This is a genomic window from Streptomyces sp. NPDC101194 (assembly GCF_044767885.1).
GTDB lineage: Bacteria > Actinomycetota > Actinomycetes > Streptomycetales > Streptomycetaceae > Streptomyces.
Genome location: NZ_JBIWOS010000018.1, coordinates 1 through 17,106 on the forward strand (window position 1 = coordinate 1; position 17,106 = coordinate 17,106).

At 68.3% G+C, this 17,106-nt stretch carries 13 protein-coding genes and 2 pseudogenes; 12 read left to right on the forward strand and 3 right to left on the reverse strand.

Translation table 11 applies throughout. The features are described 5' to 3' along the window. Positions 1-196 precede the first annotated feature (196 nt). The 5 genes and pseudogenes from ACIRP2_RS37580 (at position 197) to ACIRP2_RS37600 (ending at position 6,159) form a co-directional block, all read left to right on the forward strand. The gene (locus ACIRP2_RS37580) at positions 197-1,039 is read left to right on the forward strand and encodes an IS5 family transposase (RefSeq protein ID WP_404258269.1); all 843 of its coding nucleotides are present in this window, start codon (positions 197-199) and stop codon (positions 1,037-1,039) included. Beyond that, positions 1,036-1,239 carry a hypothetical protein gene (locus tag ACIRP2_RS37585; protein WP_404258270.1) on the forward strand — a complete coding sequence of 68 codons (204 nt, stop codon included), beginning with the start codon at positions 1,036-1,038 and terminating at the stop codon, positions 1,237-1,239. The genes ACIRP2_RS37580 and ACIRP2_RS37585 overlap by 4 nt, the downstream gene beginning before the upstream one ends. Positions 1,240-1,878: 639 nt before the next feature. Next, positions 1,879-3,825: a WD40 repeat domain-containing protein gene (locus tag ACIRP2_RS37590; protein ID WP_404258271.1), complete on the forward strand. Its 1,947-nt coding sequence runs from the start codon at positions 1,879-1,881 to the stop codon at positions 3,823-3,825. Between the two features lie 148 nt (positions 3,826-3,973). Then, positions 3,974-4,276 (forward strand): annotated as a pseudogene (locus ACIRP2_RS37595) (transposase); the annotation flags it as partial. A gap of 641 nt (positions 4,277-4,917) precedes the next feature. Next, positions 4,918-6,159: an IS701 family transposase gene (locus ACIRP2_RS37600; protein WP_404258350.1), complete on the forward strand. Its 1,242-nt coding sequence runs from the start codon at positions 4,918-4,920 to the stop codon at positions 6,157-6,159. Positions 6,160-6,182: 23 nt separating this feature from the next. Here the strand turns inward: ACIRP2_RS37600 and ACIRP2_RS37605 are convergent, their stop codons facing one another. Continuing rightward, positions 6,183-6,875: a DUF6882 domain-containing protein gene (locus tag ACIRP2_RS37605; RefSeq protein WP_404258273.1), complete on the reverse strand. Its 693-nt coding sequence runs from the start codon at positions 6,873-6,875 to the stop codon at positions 6,183-6,185. An 868-nt stretch (positions 6,876-7,743) separates the two neighbouring features. Between ACIRP2_RS37605 and ACIRP2_RS37610 the strand changes: the two genes are divergently transcribed. The 5 genes and pseudogenes from ACIRP2_RS37610 to ACIRP2_RS37630 all read left to right on the forward strand — a co-directional run. Further along, entirely contained in the window at positions 7,744-11,910 is a 4,167-nt protein-coding gene (locus tag ACIRP2_RS37610; RefSeq protein WP_404258274.1) for a hypothetical protein, read from the forward strand. 45 nt (positions 11,911-11,955) lie between these two features. Continuing rightward, on the forward strand, positions 11,956-12,867 hold the full coding sequence (locus ACIRP2_RS37615) for a hypothetical protein (RefSeq protein ID WP_404258275.1): 912 nt from the start codon (positions 11,956-11,958) through the stop codon (positions 12,865-12,867). A gap of 1 nt (position 12,868) precedes the next feature. Next, positions 12,869-13,345, forward strand: coding sequence for a hypothetical protein (locus tag ACIRP2_RS37620; RefSeq protein ID WP_404258276.1), 477 nt, complete (start codon positions 12,869-12,871; stop codon positions 13,343-13,345). Between the two features lie 189 nt (positions 13,346-13,534). Next, complete coding sequence (locus tag ACIRP2_RS37625; RefSeq protein ID WP_404258277.1) at positions 13,535-13,729, forward strand: hypothetical protein; 195 nt, start codon at positions 13,535-13,537, stop codon at positions 13,727-13,729. A 43-nt stretch (positions 13,730-13,772) separates the two neighbouring features. Continuing rightward, positions 13,773-14,101: pseudogene (locus tag ACIRP2_RS37630) on the forward strand (transposase); the annotation flags it as partial. 17 nt (positions 14,102-14,118) lie between these two features. Here the strand turns inward: ACIRP2_RS37630 and ACIRP2_RS37635 are convergent. Then, complete coding sequence (locus ACIRP2_RS37635) at positions 14,119-14,979, reverse strand: IS110 family transposase (protein ID WP_404258278.1); 861 nt, start codon at positions 14,977-14,979, stop codon at positions 14,119-14,121. A gap of 73 nt (positions 14,980-15,052) precedes the next feature. On the opposite strand from ACIRP2_RS37635, the gene ACIRP2_RS37640 reads away from it, so the two are divergent. Then, entirely contained in the window at positions 15,053-15,442 is a 390-nt protein-coding gene (locus ACIRP2_RS37640; protein WP_404258279.1) for a DUF6009 family protein, read from the forward strand. A 165-nt stretch (positions 15,443-15,607) separates the two neighbouring features. Next, on the forward strand, positions 15,608-16,162 hold the full coding sequence (locus tag ACIRP2_RS37645) for a hypothetical protein (protein WP_404258280.1): 555 nt from the start codon (positions 15,608-15,610) through the stop codon (positions 16,160-16,162). 447 nt (positions 16,163-16,609) lie between these two features. Here ACIRP2_RS37645 and ACIRP2_RS37650 read toward each other — a convergent pair whose 3' ends face one another. Then, positions 16,610-17,044, reverse strand: coding sequence for a hypothetical protein (locus ACIRP2_RS37650; RefSeq protein WP_404258281.1), 435 nt, complete (start codon positions 17,042-17,044; stop codon positions 16,610-16,612). Positions 17,045-17,106 lie beyond the last annotated feature (62 nt).

Genomic DNA, 17,106 nt, shown 5'->3' on the forward strand with positions numbered 1-17,106 from the left:
TGAAACAACTCCCACAACTCATCCGGCACCAGCCGCTCAACGATCCCCACCATGACCGACAGCCTACCGATCCCACCAAATGAGATGACTTCTTAGAGGCCACGCGGATAGGCACGGTTGGAACCACCAGCAGCACAAGGGGCTCAAGACCTGGTGATCATGGAGTTGAGACGCTCTGTGATCACTGAGGAGACCTGTGCCCGTTCTGCCGTCATGGCTCACCGAACCGCTCTGGGAACAATTCGCGGTCCTGCTGCCCGCGCGGCCCAAGTACCACCCGGACCATCCACTCGGCTGTCACCGTAGGCGCATCAGCGACCGGATCATCTTCGACAAGATGCTGCAACTGCTGCGCTTCGGCTGTTCTTACGAGGCAATCGCTGACACAACGTGCTCTGCCACGACTATCCGCAGTCGCCGCGATGAGTGGATACAACGGGGTGTCTTCGCAGAGCTCAAGCAGATCGCACTCGACTCCTACGACCGCATCGTCGGTCTCATCCTCGATCAGATCGCCGTCGACGGCTCCATCACCAAAGCTCCCGGCGGTGGCGAGGCAGCCGGGCGTTCCCGGGTCGACCGTGGCAAACAGGGCCGGAAACGTTCCGGTATGACGGACGGCTACGGCATTCCGCTGGGCCGCGTCCTGGCCGGAGCCAATCGCCACGACTCCCCGCTGCTGGCCCCGACCCTGGATCTCCTGGACGGCCTCGGGCCGCTGCCCGATGACGTGACCGTCCACCTGGACGCTGGCTACGACTCCGACAAGACCCGCGCCCTGCTGACCGAACGCGGCCTGCACGGCCTGATCGCGCGCAAAGGCGAGAAGGCGCCCATCCAGGCGAGTCAGAGGTGGCATGTGGAGCGAACCCACACCTGGCAGAACGCCTTCGAGCGCCTCGCCCGTTGCTACGAGCGCCGGGCCACCGTCTTCAACGCGTTCTTCGACCTCGCCGACACCATCATCACCGTCCGTAGCCTGATCCGCCGGGCATGGATGACCCACCGCTGGGACGGACGACCGCACCGCCGCCCATGACCGCACACCAACGGTGGCGGGTGATCGTGGTCTCGGTGGGCCGGTGGCTGCGGCTGACCGGCCCCGCCACGGGCCGCCGTATCGGTCCCCTGCTGTCCGGCCGCGCCCGACCGGCCACCATGGTCGCGACAGCCGTGACGGCTGCCCTGTCGCTGTCAGCGGCGGCGGCCGCGGCGGAACAGTACGCGTATGGGACCTGACCACCCACCGGCAGACTGGACCGGCACTGACCTTCCCCGTACCCGTAGGGCTGGCCCGGGGCGGTTCGTCCTGGTCCTGCTCGTGGCCCTGCGCGCGGATCGACGGCGCCGGGGTCCGTATGCGCCCCGGGCGGTTTTATATGGTTCCACACCGTGGGATGCGGCACGGTCGGAAAGGCAGGAACTTGCGGGGCAGGCCGGGCTTGGGGGCCTGGTCGGGTCGTGGTGCGGCTGGCCGGCTGCTCCGGCGGTGAGTGCTGTGGGTGTGTGGCGGTTTCGGGGCCGTGGTTATCAGTAGATGTACGTAACGGGTTACGGATTTTCCGGGTGGGGGTTTACCGGGGCCGGTGGGTGTCGGTGGGGGCGTCTATGGTGCCGGTCATGAGTGACGGTGCGCGTGAGGATGGTTCGGCAATAGCTCTGTCCGGGGCGGGTGCGTGGTGGTCGGATCCGGGGTTGCTGGTGAACGGTGATCCGGATCATGTGTGGGGGTTGCTGGATTCGGGGGTGGGTCCAGGGGCGCGGTTGGCGGCGGCGGTATATCGGGCGTCGGCGCATATGCATCGGGGAGCGACACCTGGGGTGCGGCGGCAGTTGCTGGCGTTGGACGCGGCCCGGTACGGGGACCGGGACCTGTCGGTGCGGATCGGTGCCGTGCCGGTGGAGGGTGAGCCGGCGGCCCGGTGGGGGGTGGACTGGGCCACAGGCGGCCTGGTTACTCCCCACCTCCGGCACACCCTCACCGGCCACACCGGCCCGGTGCGTGCGGCGGCGACGACCGTGGTGGACGGACGAGCCGTCGCTGTCACCGCCAGCGACGACGACACGGTGCGGGCGTGGGACCTGGTCACCCGCCGGCAGATCGGTAAGCCCCTGGAAGGCCACAGCGGCTGGGCGTATGTAGTGGCGGTGGTGGTGATGGACAACCGCACGATTGCCGTCACCGGCGGCGAGGATGGGATGGTGCGGGTGTGGGACCTGGGCACCGGTCAGCAGATCGGCGAACCCCTGATCGGCCACACCGACCGGGTGCAGGCGGTGGCGACAGCGGTACTGGAGGGCCAGCCGGTCGCCGTCACCGGCGGTCGGGACGGCGTGGTACGGGTTTGGGATCTCGCCACTGGCCAGGCCATCGGGGAGCTTCCGACTGGCGACGTCGGCGCGGTGTATGCGGTGGCGACGGCCGTGCTGGACGGCCGCCCCGTGGCCGTCACCAGCAGCTACGAGACAGTGCGGGTTTGGGATCTGACTACCTGCCAACCCCTCGGCGAGCCCCTGCCCGGCCACACCCCTGGGGTACGTGCGGTGGCGACGACGGTGGTGGACGGCCGCTCCGTCGCTGTCACCGGAAACGCCGATGGGACGGTGCGGGTGTGGGACCCGACCACCGGCCAACCCATCGGTGAGCCCCTGACCGGCCACACCGACTACGTGTGTGCGGTGGCGACGGCGGTGGTGGGCGGCCGCCCCGTCGCCGTCACCGGCAGCCACGACAAGACGGTGCGGGTGTGGGACCTGACCACCGGCCAGCAAGTCGGCGAGCCCCGGACCGGACACACCCGTGGGGTGTTGGCGGTGGCGACGGCGGTGGTGGGCGGCCGCCCGGTCGCTGTCACTGGCGGTCTCGACAAGACGGTGCGGGTGTGGGATCTGGCCACCGGTCAGCAGGTCGGCGAGCCCCGGACCGGCCACACCGGTCCGGTGTTGGCGGTGGCGATGGTGGTGGTGGGCGGCCGCCCCGTCGCAGTCACCGGCAGCTGGGATGGGACGGTGCGGGTGTGGGACTTGACGACCGGCCAACCCATCGGCCAACCCTTGACCGGCCACACCGGCCCGGTGTTGGCGGTGGAGACGACGGTGGTGGGCGGCCGCCAAATCGCCATCACCGGCAGCACCGACCGCACGGCGCGGGTGTGGGATCTGGCCACCGGCCAACAGGTCGGCGAACCCCTGACCGGCCACACCGGCCCGGTGTGTGCGGTGGCCACGGTGGTAGTAGGCGGCCGGCTCGTCGCCGTCACCTACAGCACCGATGCCACGGTGCAGGTGTGGGACGTGACCACCGGCCAACCCATCAGTAAGCTGCTGACCGGCCACACCGGCCCGGTGTGGGCGATGGCGGCAGTAACGGTGGACGGCCACCCGATTGCCACTACCACCAGCACCGATGCCACAGTGCGGGTGTGGGACCTGACCACCGGTCAGCAGGTCGGCGAACCCCTGACGGGCCACACTGACCAGGTGAATGCGGTGGTAACGGCGGTGGTGGACGGCCGCCCGGTCGCTGTCACCAGCAGTGCCGACGAAACGGTGCGGGTGTGGGACCTGACCTCCGGTCAGCAGGTTGGCGAACCCCTGATCGGCCACACCAGCCCGGTGTGGGCGGTGGTAACGGCGGTGGTGGACGGCCGCCCGATCGCTGTCACCAGCAGTGCCGACGAGACCGTGCGGGTGTGGGACCTGACCACCGGCCAGCAGCTCGCTTCCCTGCCGTTCCCCTTGCCTGTCCACGCGGTAACGATGACGCCGGACGGAAGACTGACTGCCGGATTCGGCTGGGAAATCGCCGGCTTCTCCCCCTGCTGACAGCACGCGCCGTGCCGGGCCTGCCCGGAGCAGATGCCGTCACACCAATCGGTACTGTTCCGGCGGCTGCAACCGCCTGGCACCGGCCGGACCGGGCGGCGCACGTCACCAGCGGCGGGAACATACGGGCGGCGGCGAAGCGGCCGGCGTGCACCTCGACGCTGGCTACGACTCGGCGAAGTCACACGCCCTGCTCGGCAAGCGCGGGCTGCACGGCCGGATCGCCCAGAAGGGGACCAAAGCACCGGTCCAAGCCACCCAGCGGTGGCATGTCGAGCGCACCCACGCCTGGCAGAACGCCTTTCACCGGCTCACCCGCTGCTACGAACGCCGGATCAACGCCATCGCTGCCTTCTTCGACCTCGCCGGCGCCATCATCACCATCCGTAGCCTCATCCGCCGAGCCTGGACCACCCATCGCTGGGGTACACGCCCCTACCGCCGACCATGACAAGCCGCCTTTACGCGCAGGTTCTTAGTACTCCAGCCGTAGATCGTGATCATGGATGCTGAGGCCACTGGTCGGTAGCCCGCGCATGTGGCTGAGACCTCGGACGAAGTGCAACTGATCGCGGACGGCTTCGAGCATGTGTACGTCGAGTTGGAGTGGTGCAGCGGGCCGCGTGCCGGCCTCGCCGATGTCGACGGCAAGCCCCACCACTTCCAGGGCAACGACTGGGATGACGCCGCCGAAGCCGACGAGTACGGCGTCTGGCCCGCGAGCGACGCGGCGGTCTGGAGCGCAAGCAGTGGGCGATCTTCGCCAGATGGAACGAGCGCCATGAGGCAGGGACGGTTGGGCCGGAGACCCACCCGGGCCAGGGCGGGATCGACGCCCGCTACGACGAGCTGGCCCTCCTACTGGCGCCATACCGTCAGGCGTCGGACGACGCGAGGCGATTGGTTGGCCAGGTGTGCTTCGACGCCGGGGCGCGCTACCGGGTCGAGGGTCTGGCCCACTGGTTCCGGTGGCGTCCAAGCAGGTGAGGCCGCCGTTGATCATTAGGTGTTGTGTGGACAACCAATGATCACGCGGCGACCTCGGACGCCAGCGTAGTGCCTGCTCACTGGCAGGAAGCATTCGAGGGCCTGATGAGCCGGATCGCGGGCCGGTTCGCCCGAGTTGAACCCCGCCGCCGGGTGCGGCGGTTGGTCTCCGGGCTGTTGTCGGACCTGCCGCGCAAGAACTGCTGGACCCTGGCCGAGCACGTCGGCGACGCCACTCCGGACGGCATGCAGCACCTGCTCCACCGCGCGAAGTGGGACGCTGACGCGATCCGAGACGACATACGCACCTACGTGGTAGAGCATCTGCACGACACGGAGGCTGTGCTCGTGGTCGACGAGACGGGCGATCTGAAGAAGGGCACGGCGACCGTCGGGGTCCAGCGCCAGTACACCGGCACCGCCGGCCGCATCGAGAACGCCCAGGTCGCCGTCTATCTCGTGTACTCCGCCGACCGTGGACACGCGACCATCGACCGAACCCTGTACGTGCCGCGCTCATGGGCGGAGGATCCGGACCGCTGCCGGAGCGCGGGCATCCCCGACGGTCTGGCGTTCGCCACCAAGCCCCAGCTCGCGGCCCGCATGGTCGAGCGGGCCCTGGACGCGGGAACGCCGGCCCGCTGGGTCGCGGGAGACGAGGTCTACGGCGACAACCCCCACCTGCGGACCGCCCTGGAACACCGCCGGACCGGCTACGTCCTGGCCGTCTCCAGCACCCATCCCGTCATCACGCACGCCGGGAAGTTCCAGGCGAAGACCCTGGCCGCGCGGATCCCGAAGCGGGCCTGGCAGCGGCTGTCGGCCGGAGCGGGCGCGAAGGGCGAGCGGTACTACGACTGGGCACAGGTCGAGGTTCACGGCCCGGCCGGCGAGTTCGGCCAGTGGTGCCTCCTGGTCCGCCGCGATCGTCGCACCGGCGAACTCGCCTTCTACCGCTGCTTCTCACCCCGTCCGGTGCCGATGTCCGAGCTGGTGCGGGTCGCCGGACGGCGATGGACGGTCGAGGAGACGTTCCAGGCCAGCAAGAGCCTGACCGGCCTGGACGAGCACCAGGTCCGTCGCTGGACATCCTGGCACCGCAGGATCACCCTCGCGATGCTCGCCCACGCCTTCCTCGTCGTCACCGCGGCCGCCGAACGCAGCGACCGACCCACCCCTGATGGCTTGATCCCCTTGACGGGCAACGAGATCCAGTACCTGTTCGCCGCACTGATCAGCCCAATCCACGACCTCGCACACCGTCTGCGCTGGTCCCACTGGCGACGTCGGCATCAAGCCCGCGCACGCCAGTGTCATTGCCGCAGGCAAGCCGCCGCCCAGCCGTGAAGATCAAGATCTACGGTGGCGTACTAGGCAGAAACCGGTCCGGCGTTGATGCCTGAGATGCGGCCGACGGAGTCGAAGGAGACCACCGCGGCGCCCCCGCTGGGCAGAGGCGCGGTGATCTGGTCGGCGGCCTCCTGCACCGGGACGCCGTGCAGGGCGAACCAGCCGTTGACCACCAGCCGCGGCGAGCGTGCGAAAAGCTGAGCGCCAGTGAGCAGATGGCGCGGCATGGCGACCGGGTCCAGCCGCGCGGGCTGGAGTTGCGGGTCTTGCGGCACGAAGTAAACCCGGGTCTCCGGACCGGCCTCCTGGCCGATGTAGCCGGGCGCGCCGAGCACTGCCATGCCGAGGAAGGCCAGCGCCTCAGCGGCGCGGCGCGGATCGGCGAAACGGGCTAGTGCCACGTCCTCCTGCTGCAGCTCCACGATGCCGTGACGACGGCCGAACTCGGGGATTCGCGCGCTGGCGGCGGCCACTTCACTGCCGCGCAGCCCCGGGTTGGCCCAGCCCCACAGCCAGGTCTGCTCGGCCAGGTCGTAGCTGCCTAGCAGTCCCACCCGAAGGCTTCTGCCGCCGGACTCGTAGCGGCACTGGTCCAGATCTGCCGTCCACGGCCCAGCCGGGAAGGCCTGGTCGATCATTTCCAGCTGTTGTACGCCCCAGGCCGCGTGGTATTCGGCGGAGTGCAGGAAGGCGTCGGAGAAGGCCACGGTCATCGGGGCAGCTTAGCCCCTGCCAGGCCGGCGGCCCTCGGAGGCCTCAGCCCCGGGTCAGCAGGGCGAGGCACTCACGAAGATCACGATGTACGGCTGGAGTAATGGGCCGACGCCTCTCGCCCGCGTCCGGACACCTGCTGTCCGTCCCCTCTCCTCACCCGCGCTTCGAGGACCAGCGGGCCAACTCGGCTTGCCCGTAAGGGCAGAGAGCAGCGCCCCTTGATGCTGCCTTCGTGGCCCTTATCCTCCCGCGCCGACTCGTGGAGGCTCAGCTCGGACGCTTCCGCACCATCGCTGACAGGACCGGCCTGCCGTGCACGCTCACGAAAGCGCGCCCGATAAAGACGAGCCGAAAGCCCCGAAGCCACAATCGGAGCCGCGCGAAGAGCAGCGGACTCGGCAGTCCGCGGTACGCGGCGGCATGCCCGACGTCCGGTCTATTCAACGATTGCAGCGAGGCGCGGGAAACGCCGCTGTGTCGCGGCTGCTCACCGCGCAGCGGCCGCCCTCGTCACCGTCACGGCAAGGGCCGCCGGGTGGAACGGCCAGTCCGGCTGGCTCCGCCGGTCCGGCGGGCATGGCCGTGCCGGCCGGTCAGGTGGAGCAGCCGGGACAGACGGGTCAGCCGGGGTACGCGGGGCAGGCGGCGACAGGGGTCGCCGCGCCGCGCTTCGCCACCCCTCGTACAGGCGCACCTGGCACAGCCGATGCTCTCTCGGGCAGCCCATCCGCGGCCAACTCCCCTTCCGTCCGGCGAGCGACGGATGGCGAGAATCCGGGGCGGCCGCAACGGGACGGTCCACCCGCGAGCGCGTCCGCACTGCCCGAGGGGCTCCCCCAGGGCGGTGCCGCCGCTGCCGCCGCCGCGGTGGAAGCGCGCCAGAGCGAGCTACAGGCGACCCGTACGAGGGAGCGTCCCGCCGTATCGCTTCTGAAGAAGCAGCGCGAGGCCCGGAAACAGCAAGGAGAAGGAGGGAAAGGGAAAGAGAAAGGGGGTCAGGACCACGACCCACATGGCGGCCCGTCTCCCCGCCACAGCCCCGGCCGGACCGCCCAGGACGACGCGGTCGGCTCCGGTCACCGTGAGGGCAGCGGGTCGGAGGTCGACTTCGTCGACCTGGACCTGGAGCCGCTGCTTCCGCCGTTGTGGGGGCAGTCGCCACAGCAGCACGAGAGGGAGGTTCAGGGCTACAAGCAGGGACTGGCCCAGGACCGGGGCGTCGCCAAGGAGAAGGTGGCGGCCTTCACCGCGAGCCGCCGGGCCAGATCGGCGGAGTTGGCCGCCCTCGGAACCCAGTTGACGCAGCAGGTCCAGGCGGCCGACGCGGCGGCACTGGCGAAGATCGGATCCGCCGAGGCCTCGAGTGTGGCGATGGTGCAGGCCGCGGTGCAGGGTGCCCGGTCGCGTATCCGAGCACAGGCGCAGACGGCCCGGGGGCAGGTGACGGCCGGTCATGCGGCGACGGTCGCAGCGATGGGTACGGCCGCCTCGGGGGCGCGTACGGCGATGGACGGCGGATTCCGTACGGCGGGAGAGGCCGTCACCGGCAAGCAGCACAACCAGATCACCAAGCTCGGCGAGCTGTACGGCCACACGGAACAGCGGATCCGGGACGCCGCGAAGCATGTGGGGGAACTGGCGGCCGGCGAGGGCAGGAAGCGCGCCGCGCAATACCGCTCCAAGATGATCCACCGCGACGACAACTTCTGGGACGGTCCGCTCACCGACAACCGGTGCAAGGCGCAGGCGGAGGCCGCCACCGCGGTCGGCGATGCCTACAAGGACGAACTGCCCAAGGCGGCGGACGAGCCCATCGCCGACATGCAGAAGGGCAAGCCGGACGCCGAGAAGACGATCGGCAAGATCGCCGATGACGTCCGCGAGAGCCTGAAGACCGTGCTCAAGCAGTGCCAGGAGGGCCTGGCCGACGGGCACAAGCAGGCGTCGCAGGGCGCGGACGGCGCCAAGGCTGCCGCGCTGGCGGCTATCGGGCAGGCGCAGAGTTCGGCCGAGGCGAGCCTGACCCGGCTGCAGAGTGCGCAGATCGCGGCGGTCAGGGCCCAGGCCGCGCAGCAGCGGCAGGCCGTCCAGCGGAACGCGGCCGCGGCCACCGCCGCGATCGGCAAGGGCGTGACGACGGCGCGCGGCGGACTGGACCGCAGCCTGCGGGAGTTCGTACGGATCCTCGGCCAGGACGCGGTGCCCGATCCCCAGCAGCTGGAGGAGGTGCTGCGGGACACCGGCGCGCAGTTCGACGAGCGGCTGGAGGGCGTGGCGGAGCGGTTGCGCGCTCAGGCGGCCGGGGCCGGCAAGGCGCTGGCGACGGCGGCGGAGGGCGCGTCGCAGGGAATGGCGAAGACCGCCGGGGCCGCGACGGAGTCGGCCGGGCGGACCGCGACGTCCGCCGGCGCGGGACTGAGCCGTACCGCTTCGCAGACGGTGAGCGGGCTGCGGCAGGTCCAGCAGTCCTTCGCCGAGACGGCCAAGGCTATGCAGAAGGGCTGTGCGGACGCCGACAAGCAGGTCCTCGAAGGGTTGGACAAGGCGTACACGGAGCTCGCGGGCAAGTTCAAGGAGGGGGCGGACGGGCAGGTCAAGGCCATCGCCGAGGCCTTGGAGAAGGCGGCCACCGGGACGGGCGAGAAGGACATCCATCCCAAGATCACCGAAGAGGCGGACAAGGCGCGCGCCAAGGTCAAGCCGCGCTGGCACACCGTCCTCACCTTCATCGTCGTCATCGTCGTCGTCATCGCGCTGACGATCGCGCTCGGCCCTTTGGTCATCGGCGCCGTGACCGCGGGGGCCACGGCCCTCGGCGCCGGGGCGGCGGCGGCCGCGATCGGGACGATCGTCGGTGGCGCTCTCGTGGGCGCGGCGGCGGGCGCCGTCGGCGCGGTGGTGAGCAACGTGATGAACGGCGCGCCGGTGCTGGAGGGGGTCGGCAAGGCGGCCCTGTTTGGAGCCATCGGCGGAGCGGTCGGAGGCGGCGCGTCGGCCGCCGTCGGCAAGACCGCACTGAGTACGGGTGCCCGGGTCGCGATCGAGATGGCCGTCGAGGTGACAGTCGAGGTCGGCCTGGAGGCCGGGGACGCCGCCCTCAGCGGCCGGGAGTACAGCTGGCAGCAGGCGCTGCTGACCGCGGCCACGACGGTGGCGGTCACTGGGGTGATGGCCCACCCGCGCGTTCACGCGCTGACCGGCCGGGTCCAGACGGGCACGGAGAACCTCCTGGGCAAGATCGGCATCAAGGTCCCGTCGCCGGGGGAGGTCGAGGCCCCCGGGACTCCGGATACCCTCGGCGCTCCCAAGGTCGATGTCCCGTCCCCCGATGCCGCGTCCGCGCCCAAGACCCCGGACGCGTCCGGTCCGTCCCCCGACGGCGCCACCGGCGGAGCCCCTGACGGCAGGCCGCAGCCGGGCCGTGGCCCCGACGGCGTGACGTCCTGGGACGGCTCCCGTATCGACCCGACGGGCGGTCAAGGCAGCGTGGACGGCCCGATACGTCCTCGCGACCAGGACGCGGTCGAGGCGGAACTCCGCAAGGCGCTGGGCCCGTTGGGCGACCAGGTCGACGTCAGGATCGACCCCAAGCTGCCCGGCCGTACCGTGCGCGTCCACTACGACGTCGACGACAACGGCCTGATCACCAACGTCCGCATGGCCGCCGGCCCTTCCGCCACGCCCACCGACATCCGGCTCCACACCCCCACCGCCCGCACGATGATGCGCTACGGCGGGCTGTCCGGGCGCGTACGCCAGATGCTGCGGCAGGTGGGCGCATGGGCCGGCGTCCATGGCTCACCCCCGGTCGGCTCCCGCGCCTGGGAGGCCCGCCTCGAACTCCGCAAGCTCCCCGACATCATCGTCGACCGCGCGCGTGCCTACGCGGACGCCGATCCGGCGGCACGCGCCGAACTCGAATCCGAACTCGACTCCCTCATCCGGCAATTCGAGACCCATGCCGAAACCCTCAAGCAGTGGAACCTGGATTCGGGGCGGGGGTACGTCGCCGCCGAGAGCCCTGAAGTGGCCAACATCAGGAAGAACTGGAGAAATCTTTCCGAATTCGACCAGGCTAAATGGCCGAACGGTTTCCCCACGCCGAAAGAGGGGGAGTTCTATCGTTTCATGTCCAAAGATAATCCACCCCGGCTCGAGTTCCGCGGGAAGGTCACCGCACCGGACGGCAAGGTGACGACAGAGGTGCTCCACCAGTGGAACACAGAGACGGGCGCCGAGATTCCCAAGGGGCAGACCACGTCGCCCAAGAGGTTCGACCCCGATACCTCCCAGGAAGACGCCTTCCAGAAATTGATCGACGAGAGTCCAGGGTTCGAAGGGTACGTCAACGCCCTTGAGGAGCTGGGCATCATCACAGATCGCAGTGAGATGTTCCGCAACATGCCGGACGATCCATCAGGCATGACCTACGATGACGTGCGGCACGCCTTGAAGAAGGACTACAAGGACAAGATGCTCGATGAAATCAAGGATCACAAGACATTCTTGAAGATCAGTCAGCTGCTCGGCGTCAAGGACAAGGGGAATCTCGGAGAGCGTTGGTTCGCGAAGATGGAGGGCTTCGAAGGGCAAAGCGGAGTTCTCAGCGAGGTGCGCATACCGAAAGATGTCGTCGACCCGCCGCTCTCGTCGCCACGAAGGATCGACCACTTCAAGGACGGCACTCTGTACGAGATAAAAAACGTCGAAGCGTACGACTCGGAGATCAAAGCGCAACTGGATGACTACCTCCGGCTTGTCCATACGGATGTTCCCAACCTGGGGAAGCCCAGCCGGCTACAGGTAGTCTTCCTCAATCCGAAGGGGCTGACAGAAAACGCTTCCTGGCTACGGAGATTGCTACGGGACAACGAGGGGAAGCTTGAGGTAGGCGTCTACAACAAAGACGGGAAGAAGTGGCCGGATAAAGATCCCATCACGGATTCCATGCTCGACTTCAAGGGCAAGGGAGGGGAGCTGAACGAAAAAGCTCAAAGACTTTTGAATTTCCTGGATGGCAAGAGCGACACGTAACGCAACCGATCGACCGATGCGAACACGCGGAGAAGGGTAAGTCCCATGCAAGGAATGATCGCGATGGCACTCGAGGGGAAAGATGTCGTCAGCCTGGCGGAGTCCGTACGAGAACGCCACCTCTGGGGACCTGGGGCGACACCGGAGAATGTCGAAGTGGACTCCCTGCCGGCGAAGGCGTCGGAGCGCTGGATCGAGCAGTACTCGGATACAGGAAAGAGAGTTTCCGCGTACTTCGACCAGAATTACGAAAACTACCTCATCATGCATCCCGCAGCGAAAACTGTTCGGGCTTCCTTCAGCTTTTCAGGCGACCTCCCGAAGCTGATCGAACTATTGAGCGATCTACCTTTCGAGGTTGCGTCATTCGCGCCGAGATATCGCGTCTGGTACAACAAGTACAGGGATATCCCGGGTTTCGGCGGATACCACTTCACGCACGGCTGGGCCTGCGCTTTCCGAGGGGACGGACACGCCCGCCTGGCTTCCCGCCGCTGGTTGGATCACGGGCCCTGGCGTCTGTACCGCGGAGCGAACGACACCTCCTTCGTGCAATTCCACGACCTCGAACTCGACGAAGATCTCGCGTACGCCCAGGCGAAATTCGCTCATCAGCGTATGGGCATCACGAACGAGGGTGGGTATCTTCAGCCGGACTATGTATACCAGGACGATATCCGGGGGTTCTACAATTCGGCGCGGCGCGTGCTCGAACTGGTCGTGATCGGCCGGACCGTCTCGGCGCGGGAAATGCGCGACGCGTGTGCGGCACGCCGAGACCAAGTACTCGGCCCGGAGCAGCCGATCGACAATGTCGCCTTCGTCTTCCTCGACCCGTCCGAGGCCGACACGCACGTACCCAGGCTGTGGCCGTACGGGTTGGAGTGCTGGACGATCATCAATGAGGTCAAGACCCGCCTGGACAGCGAAGAACCGCCAGAAGGGACAGGTGCCTGACATGAGCCCCGATCACGTGGGTGACGAGGCTGCGGAGACTGCTCGGTTCCTGGGCTCGCTGCAGGCGCTCGCGGTCGCGGCCACGGCGCGGGGCAGGGATGCCCAGCGGGTACGGGAGGAAGCGGTCGCCGCTCTCTCCGAGTTGGCGGATCCGCCTGGCGAGGAAGCGCCGGCCGTTGACATCTCGCACATTCTGCGCGGCATCACCCCCGGTGACCGAGCGCTGCTCGGCGAAGCCTTGGAGGTGTTCGCCCAGTGGATTCGGGAGCCGGGGGAGGAGAGCGGGCACCAGGTGGACGCCATGGTCCAGCGGTTGCGGAGCGAGTTGGGACCGTTGATCGTGCGGGATCGGGAAGCCGAGAAGACGGCGGAGCGGGAGCGGCTTCGCCGGGAGGTGCGGGAGTCCCTCAGGTTTCGGCTTCGGGAGGCGGGGGTTGTGGGCGCCCAGGGCAGCTCGCGCGAGGGCGATTCGGAATAGTCGCCCGGACACATCCTGGTCGCACAGGTCGGCCTGAACGAACTGCGCACCCGGGGTGCCGTGTGGAGGGGCGCCGGTCCAGGAGGCGCAGCGGCACTCCTCGGTGGCGAGGTCGGCGGTGACGAGGTGCGGTAGGCCGGTTCGTTTGGGTCACTTCCGCTGGCCGAGGTTGTCGTTGATGATGTCCGTGTGACTCACCGCATCAGCGCTCTGATCTCGGCCTTCGGTGTCCTTGCCAGCGTGATACTGCTCGTTTTTGCCGTTCGTGAGTACCGCTCCGGGGCGTCGGTCCTCTGGCTCGTGGCTGGAGCCGCGATCTTCTTCGGCGCTTCGTACACGCTCGCGCGGGACGTGCGGCGGCTCCGCACTGGGCCGACCGCCTGACAGTTACACCGTTCCAACCAGCCCCGCCAGTCGTTGTTCGTGCGTGCCGTTGACTGACGCGCAGTGGGCGCGAATCGAGCCGTTACTCCCAGATCGGACACCGCGGCGGGGTGGCAGGTGGAGAGACCACCGAGAGGTGATCGACGCGATCGCCTGGAAGTTCCAGACAGGATCGCAGTGGATCCACTTCCCCGAGAAGTACGGCAACTGCTCTACAACCGGCTGCGGATGTGGGCCATCGACGGCACCTGGGAGCGGGTGCTCACCGCGTTGGCCGCTCAGGCAGACGCCGACGAAGACCTCAACTGGGCCGTCTCGGTCGACTCGACCGTAGTGCGCGCACACCAGCACGCGGCCGGGGCCCGTAAAAAGTGCCCCTATGGTTTTGGTCAAGCAGCGGCGGTGGGTGCGGGGTCGTAGAACGTGCCGTCTCGGAGCATCGCGAAGAGCACGTCGATGCGGCGCCGGGCCAGGCAGACGATGGCTGCGACGTGGTGTTTGCCTTCCCGGCGCTTCTTGTCGTAGTAGGCGCGTGAGTCCGGCTGCGACAGCGACGCGAAGGCGGCGAGGTAGAAGGCTCTCTTGAGCTGTTTGTTGCCTCGTCGGGAGGGATGTTCACCGCGGATGGACGAGCCGGATCTGCGGGTGGCAGGAGCCAGATCTGCATAGGCAGCCAAGTGTCCGGCGGTCTTGAAGTTGCTGCCGTCGCCGACGTCGATGAGGATCCGGGCTGCGGTCCTGACCCCGATGCCGGGCATGGAGATCAGGACCTGGGAAAGAGGGTGGGCCTCCAGCAGTTCCTCGATCTTGGTAGCGAGGATTTTCCGCTGGTCAAGCACGGACCGTAGGGAGCCGGTGAGGCTGGGCACGATCAGTGCGGCAGCGTCGGTGCCCGGGACGACCACGGTCTGTTCGTCCAGTGCCGCGAAGATGTCCTCGACGAGACGTTCGGCCATGCGCGGAGCCTTGGGTCGCAGTAGGGATTCCAGCCGTCGTCGGCCGGCCTTCCTCAACTGAGCTGGTGAGCCATAGCGTTCAAGGAGAACCAGGACGGCCGGATGGTCGAGCCACGAGCCCAGGACTCGCTCGAGTGAGGGGTGAACCTGGGTGAGGAGCCCGCGCAGACGGTTCTTGGTGCGTGTCACCTCGCCGGCCAGGTCGTCGTCGAAGCCCACGATCATCCCCAGCTCTGCGATCGTCTCGTCGTTCGGTGCGAGGTGGACGGTGCTCCGCCGAACGGCTCCACACAATCCGCCAGAGGTAAAGCCGTATGACCGCCACACCTGCCGGCCGATGCCCGGTGGCAGACCAACAGGAGGACCAATGCGCGCGATGCCGAAGGAAGGCGATCTCGCCCAGGAAGCCGAGGTCGTGTGGCTGGAGAGCACGGAAGGCCTCGACTACGTTCGGCAGGCCCTGGACAAGGTCAACACCCGCAAGGGCAGACCGCGCTACGAACGCGACGGCCGCCTCGTCGGCTACGCCAACCTCGTGCCGACCGCCCCGCGACGCCCTGACAGCGGCCTCTTCGTGCGCCGTACGTTCTACCTGCTGCCGCACGACCGCCCCAACCAGCCCGATGACCCCGAGTGCCCCTACAAGGTGGGCTCGCCACTCGAAGCCGTCGACCCACGGACCATCGAACCAGGGAAGGCCGGAGCAAAAGCCCCACGGTCCCAGGCAACCGCGGAGATGGTGCCTGCCGTCAGCTGAGACGAGCGGCTGTAACTGCCTATATTCACGGGTTTGGGTTCCGGCACACATTCCGTGAAAGATCTTGCTGGCTCCCGCCGGCAGGAGGCGCGCGTAATGTGAGCTGCGCAGCGGTCCACAGCGCCGACTCCGTCCTGGAAGAAGAGCGCGATTGTCACCTCCGGGGTGACCGTCGACATCATCGAGTCGTCCTTCGAGCGCGCCCGCGCCGCCGCCCGAGAGATCCGGGCCCGGGTCGTCGCCGTGGTCGACATAGTGCTGGCGGCCGTCGACGTCACCGCGATGGTGTTCGTGATGAACGGCGGCGGCCGCTTCCGCCGCCGGCACCTGCTCGCCGAAGCCCGCCGCCACCTCGCCCTCGTCCTGCGCGGCCGCCGCCGCGACCCCGGCCCGGACGACCAAATCGTGAACGCCGCAGCCGCCGCGCACTGCCTGGACATCACCGAACCGAAGACCTCACGCGGCCAGGAGCCCGGCTACCGCCTCTACACCGCCCGATGGAGCCTGTTCGACCTCGAACCCACCCGGCGCCCACCCACCGTCGTCCCCGACCCGGACCAGCAACGCCCAGCCAGCCTCGGCGCACCCGCCTCGCACCGACCCCCGGACCCGGGGGAGTGGGAGCGACGCGCTGGAAGCCGTCGACTCCCAGGTGGCCCTGGAACGAGTCGCGCTCTCCATCCGCGACGAGCTGAACGCGGCTACCGCCCCGATGAGTAGCGCGGCCCGGTCCCGAGCCCTCAGCAGCTCCGGTGCTGTGCTCGGTACGACGAGCGCCGTTCTTGCCGCGGTTCCACGTCCGCGGCCCGGCGGAGAAGCTGATTGAGGAGACGGACGACTGGGTGCGGCCGCTCACCGACGACGAATGCCTGCGCCGCAACCTCGTGGGCCTGGACGTCAACATGGCGTTCGCGACGGGCGTGCCCTGGCCGCCAAACACCCCCGCATTGGAGAGCGCCACGTTGACCTACCAGGCCCACGACCTGAACCTGACCGACCCGACGAAGGGCTACCTGAACTTCGTCCTCTACACCGAAGCCCGGCTGGGCGTCGCCTCGGGATCACTGAACGCAGAGTCCGGACATGCACAAAAGGGGTACCGTCACGTCGACGGGGCCCCTTTTGCTTGGTCACCGGCTGTTGAGGCAGCGGACACGAGCCCGGATGTCACTTCCAGATGGTGTGCACGCCCTTGGCCATCTGGGTGCACTTGCCGCTGTTCCCCAGCCCTTCCCGGACCCAGATGTTCCGCACGCTGGACGCATAAGTCCAGGTCTTGCTAGTGGTGTTGTTCACCCCCGCCACATAGATCCACTCGTCCCGGGTGCCGCCGTCGGCGTACGTTGCGTGGAGCTGCGCGCAGGCGCCCTTGCCGTCGGCCTTGGTGTCCTTGATGATGACGTCGATCTGGATCCTGCCGCTGTCCAGTTCGCACTTCTCGCCGTGCGTATAGGCGCCGGCGATGTCCCCAGACGTGCCGGTTGTCCCCCAGCTCCGGCAGTTCGCCGCCGCAGCGGTATTCGCCGGAGCCATGACGAGCACACCACACCCCAGCGCGACTGCGGTGCCGATCGCGGTCGATGCGGCCAAGCGCTTCAACATCTTCTTCTCCCGTCTCTGCAGGACCACCACCCGGCATAAGCCCTCTTGAGAGCCGAGCTCCC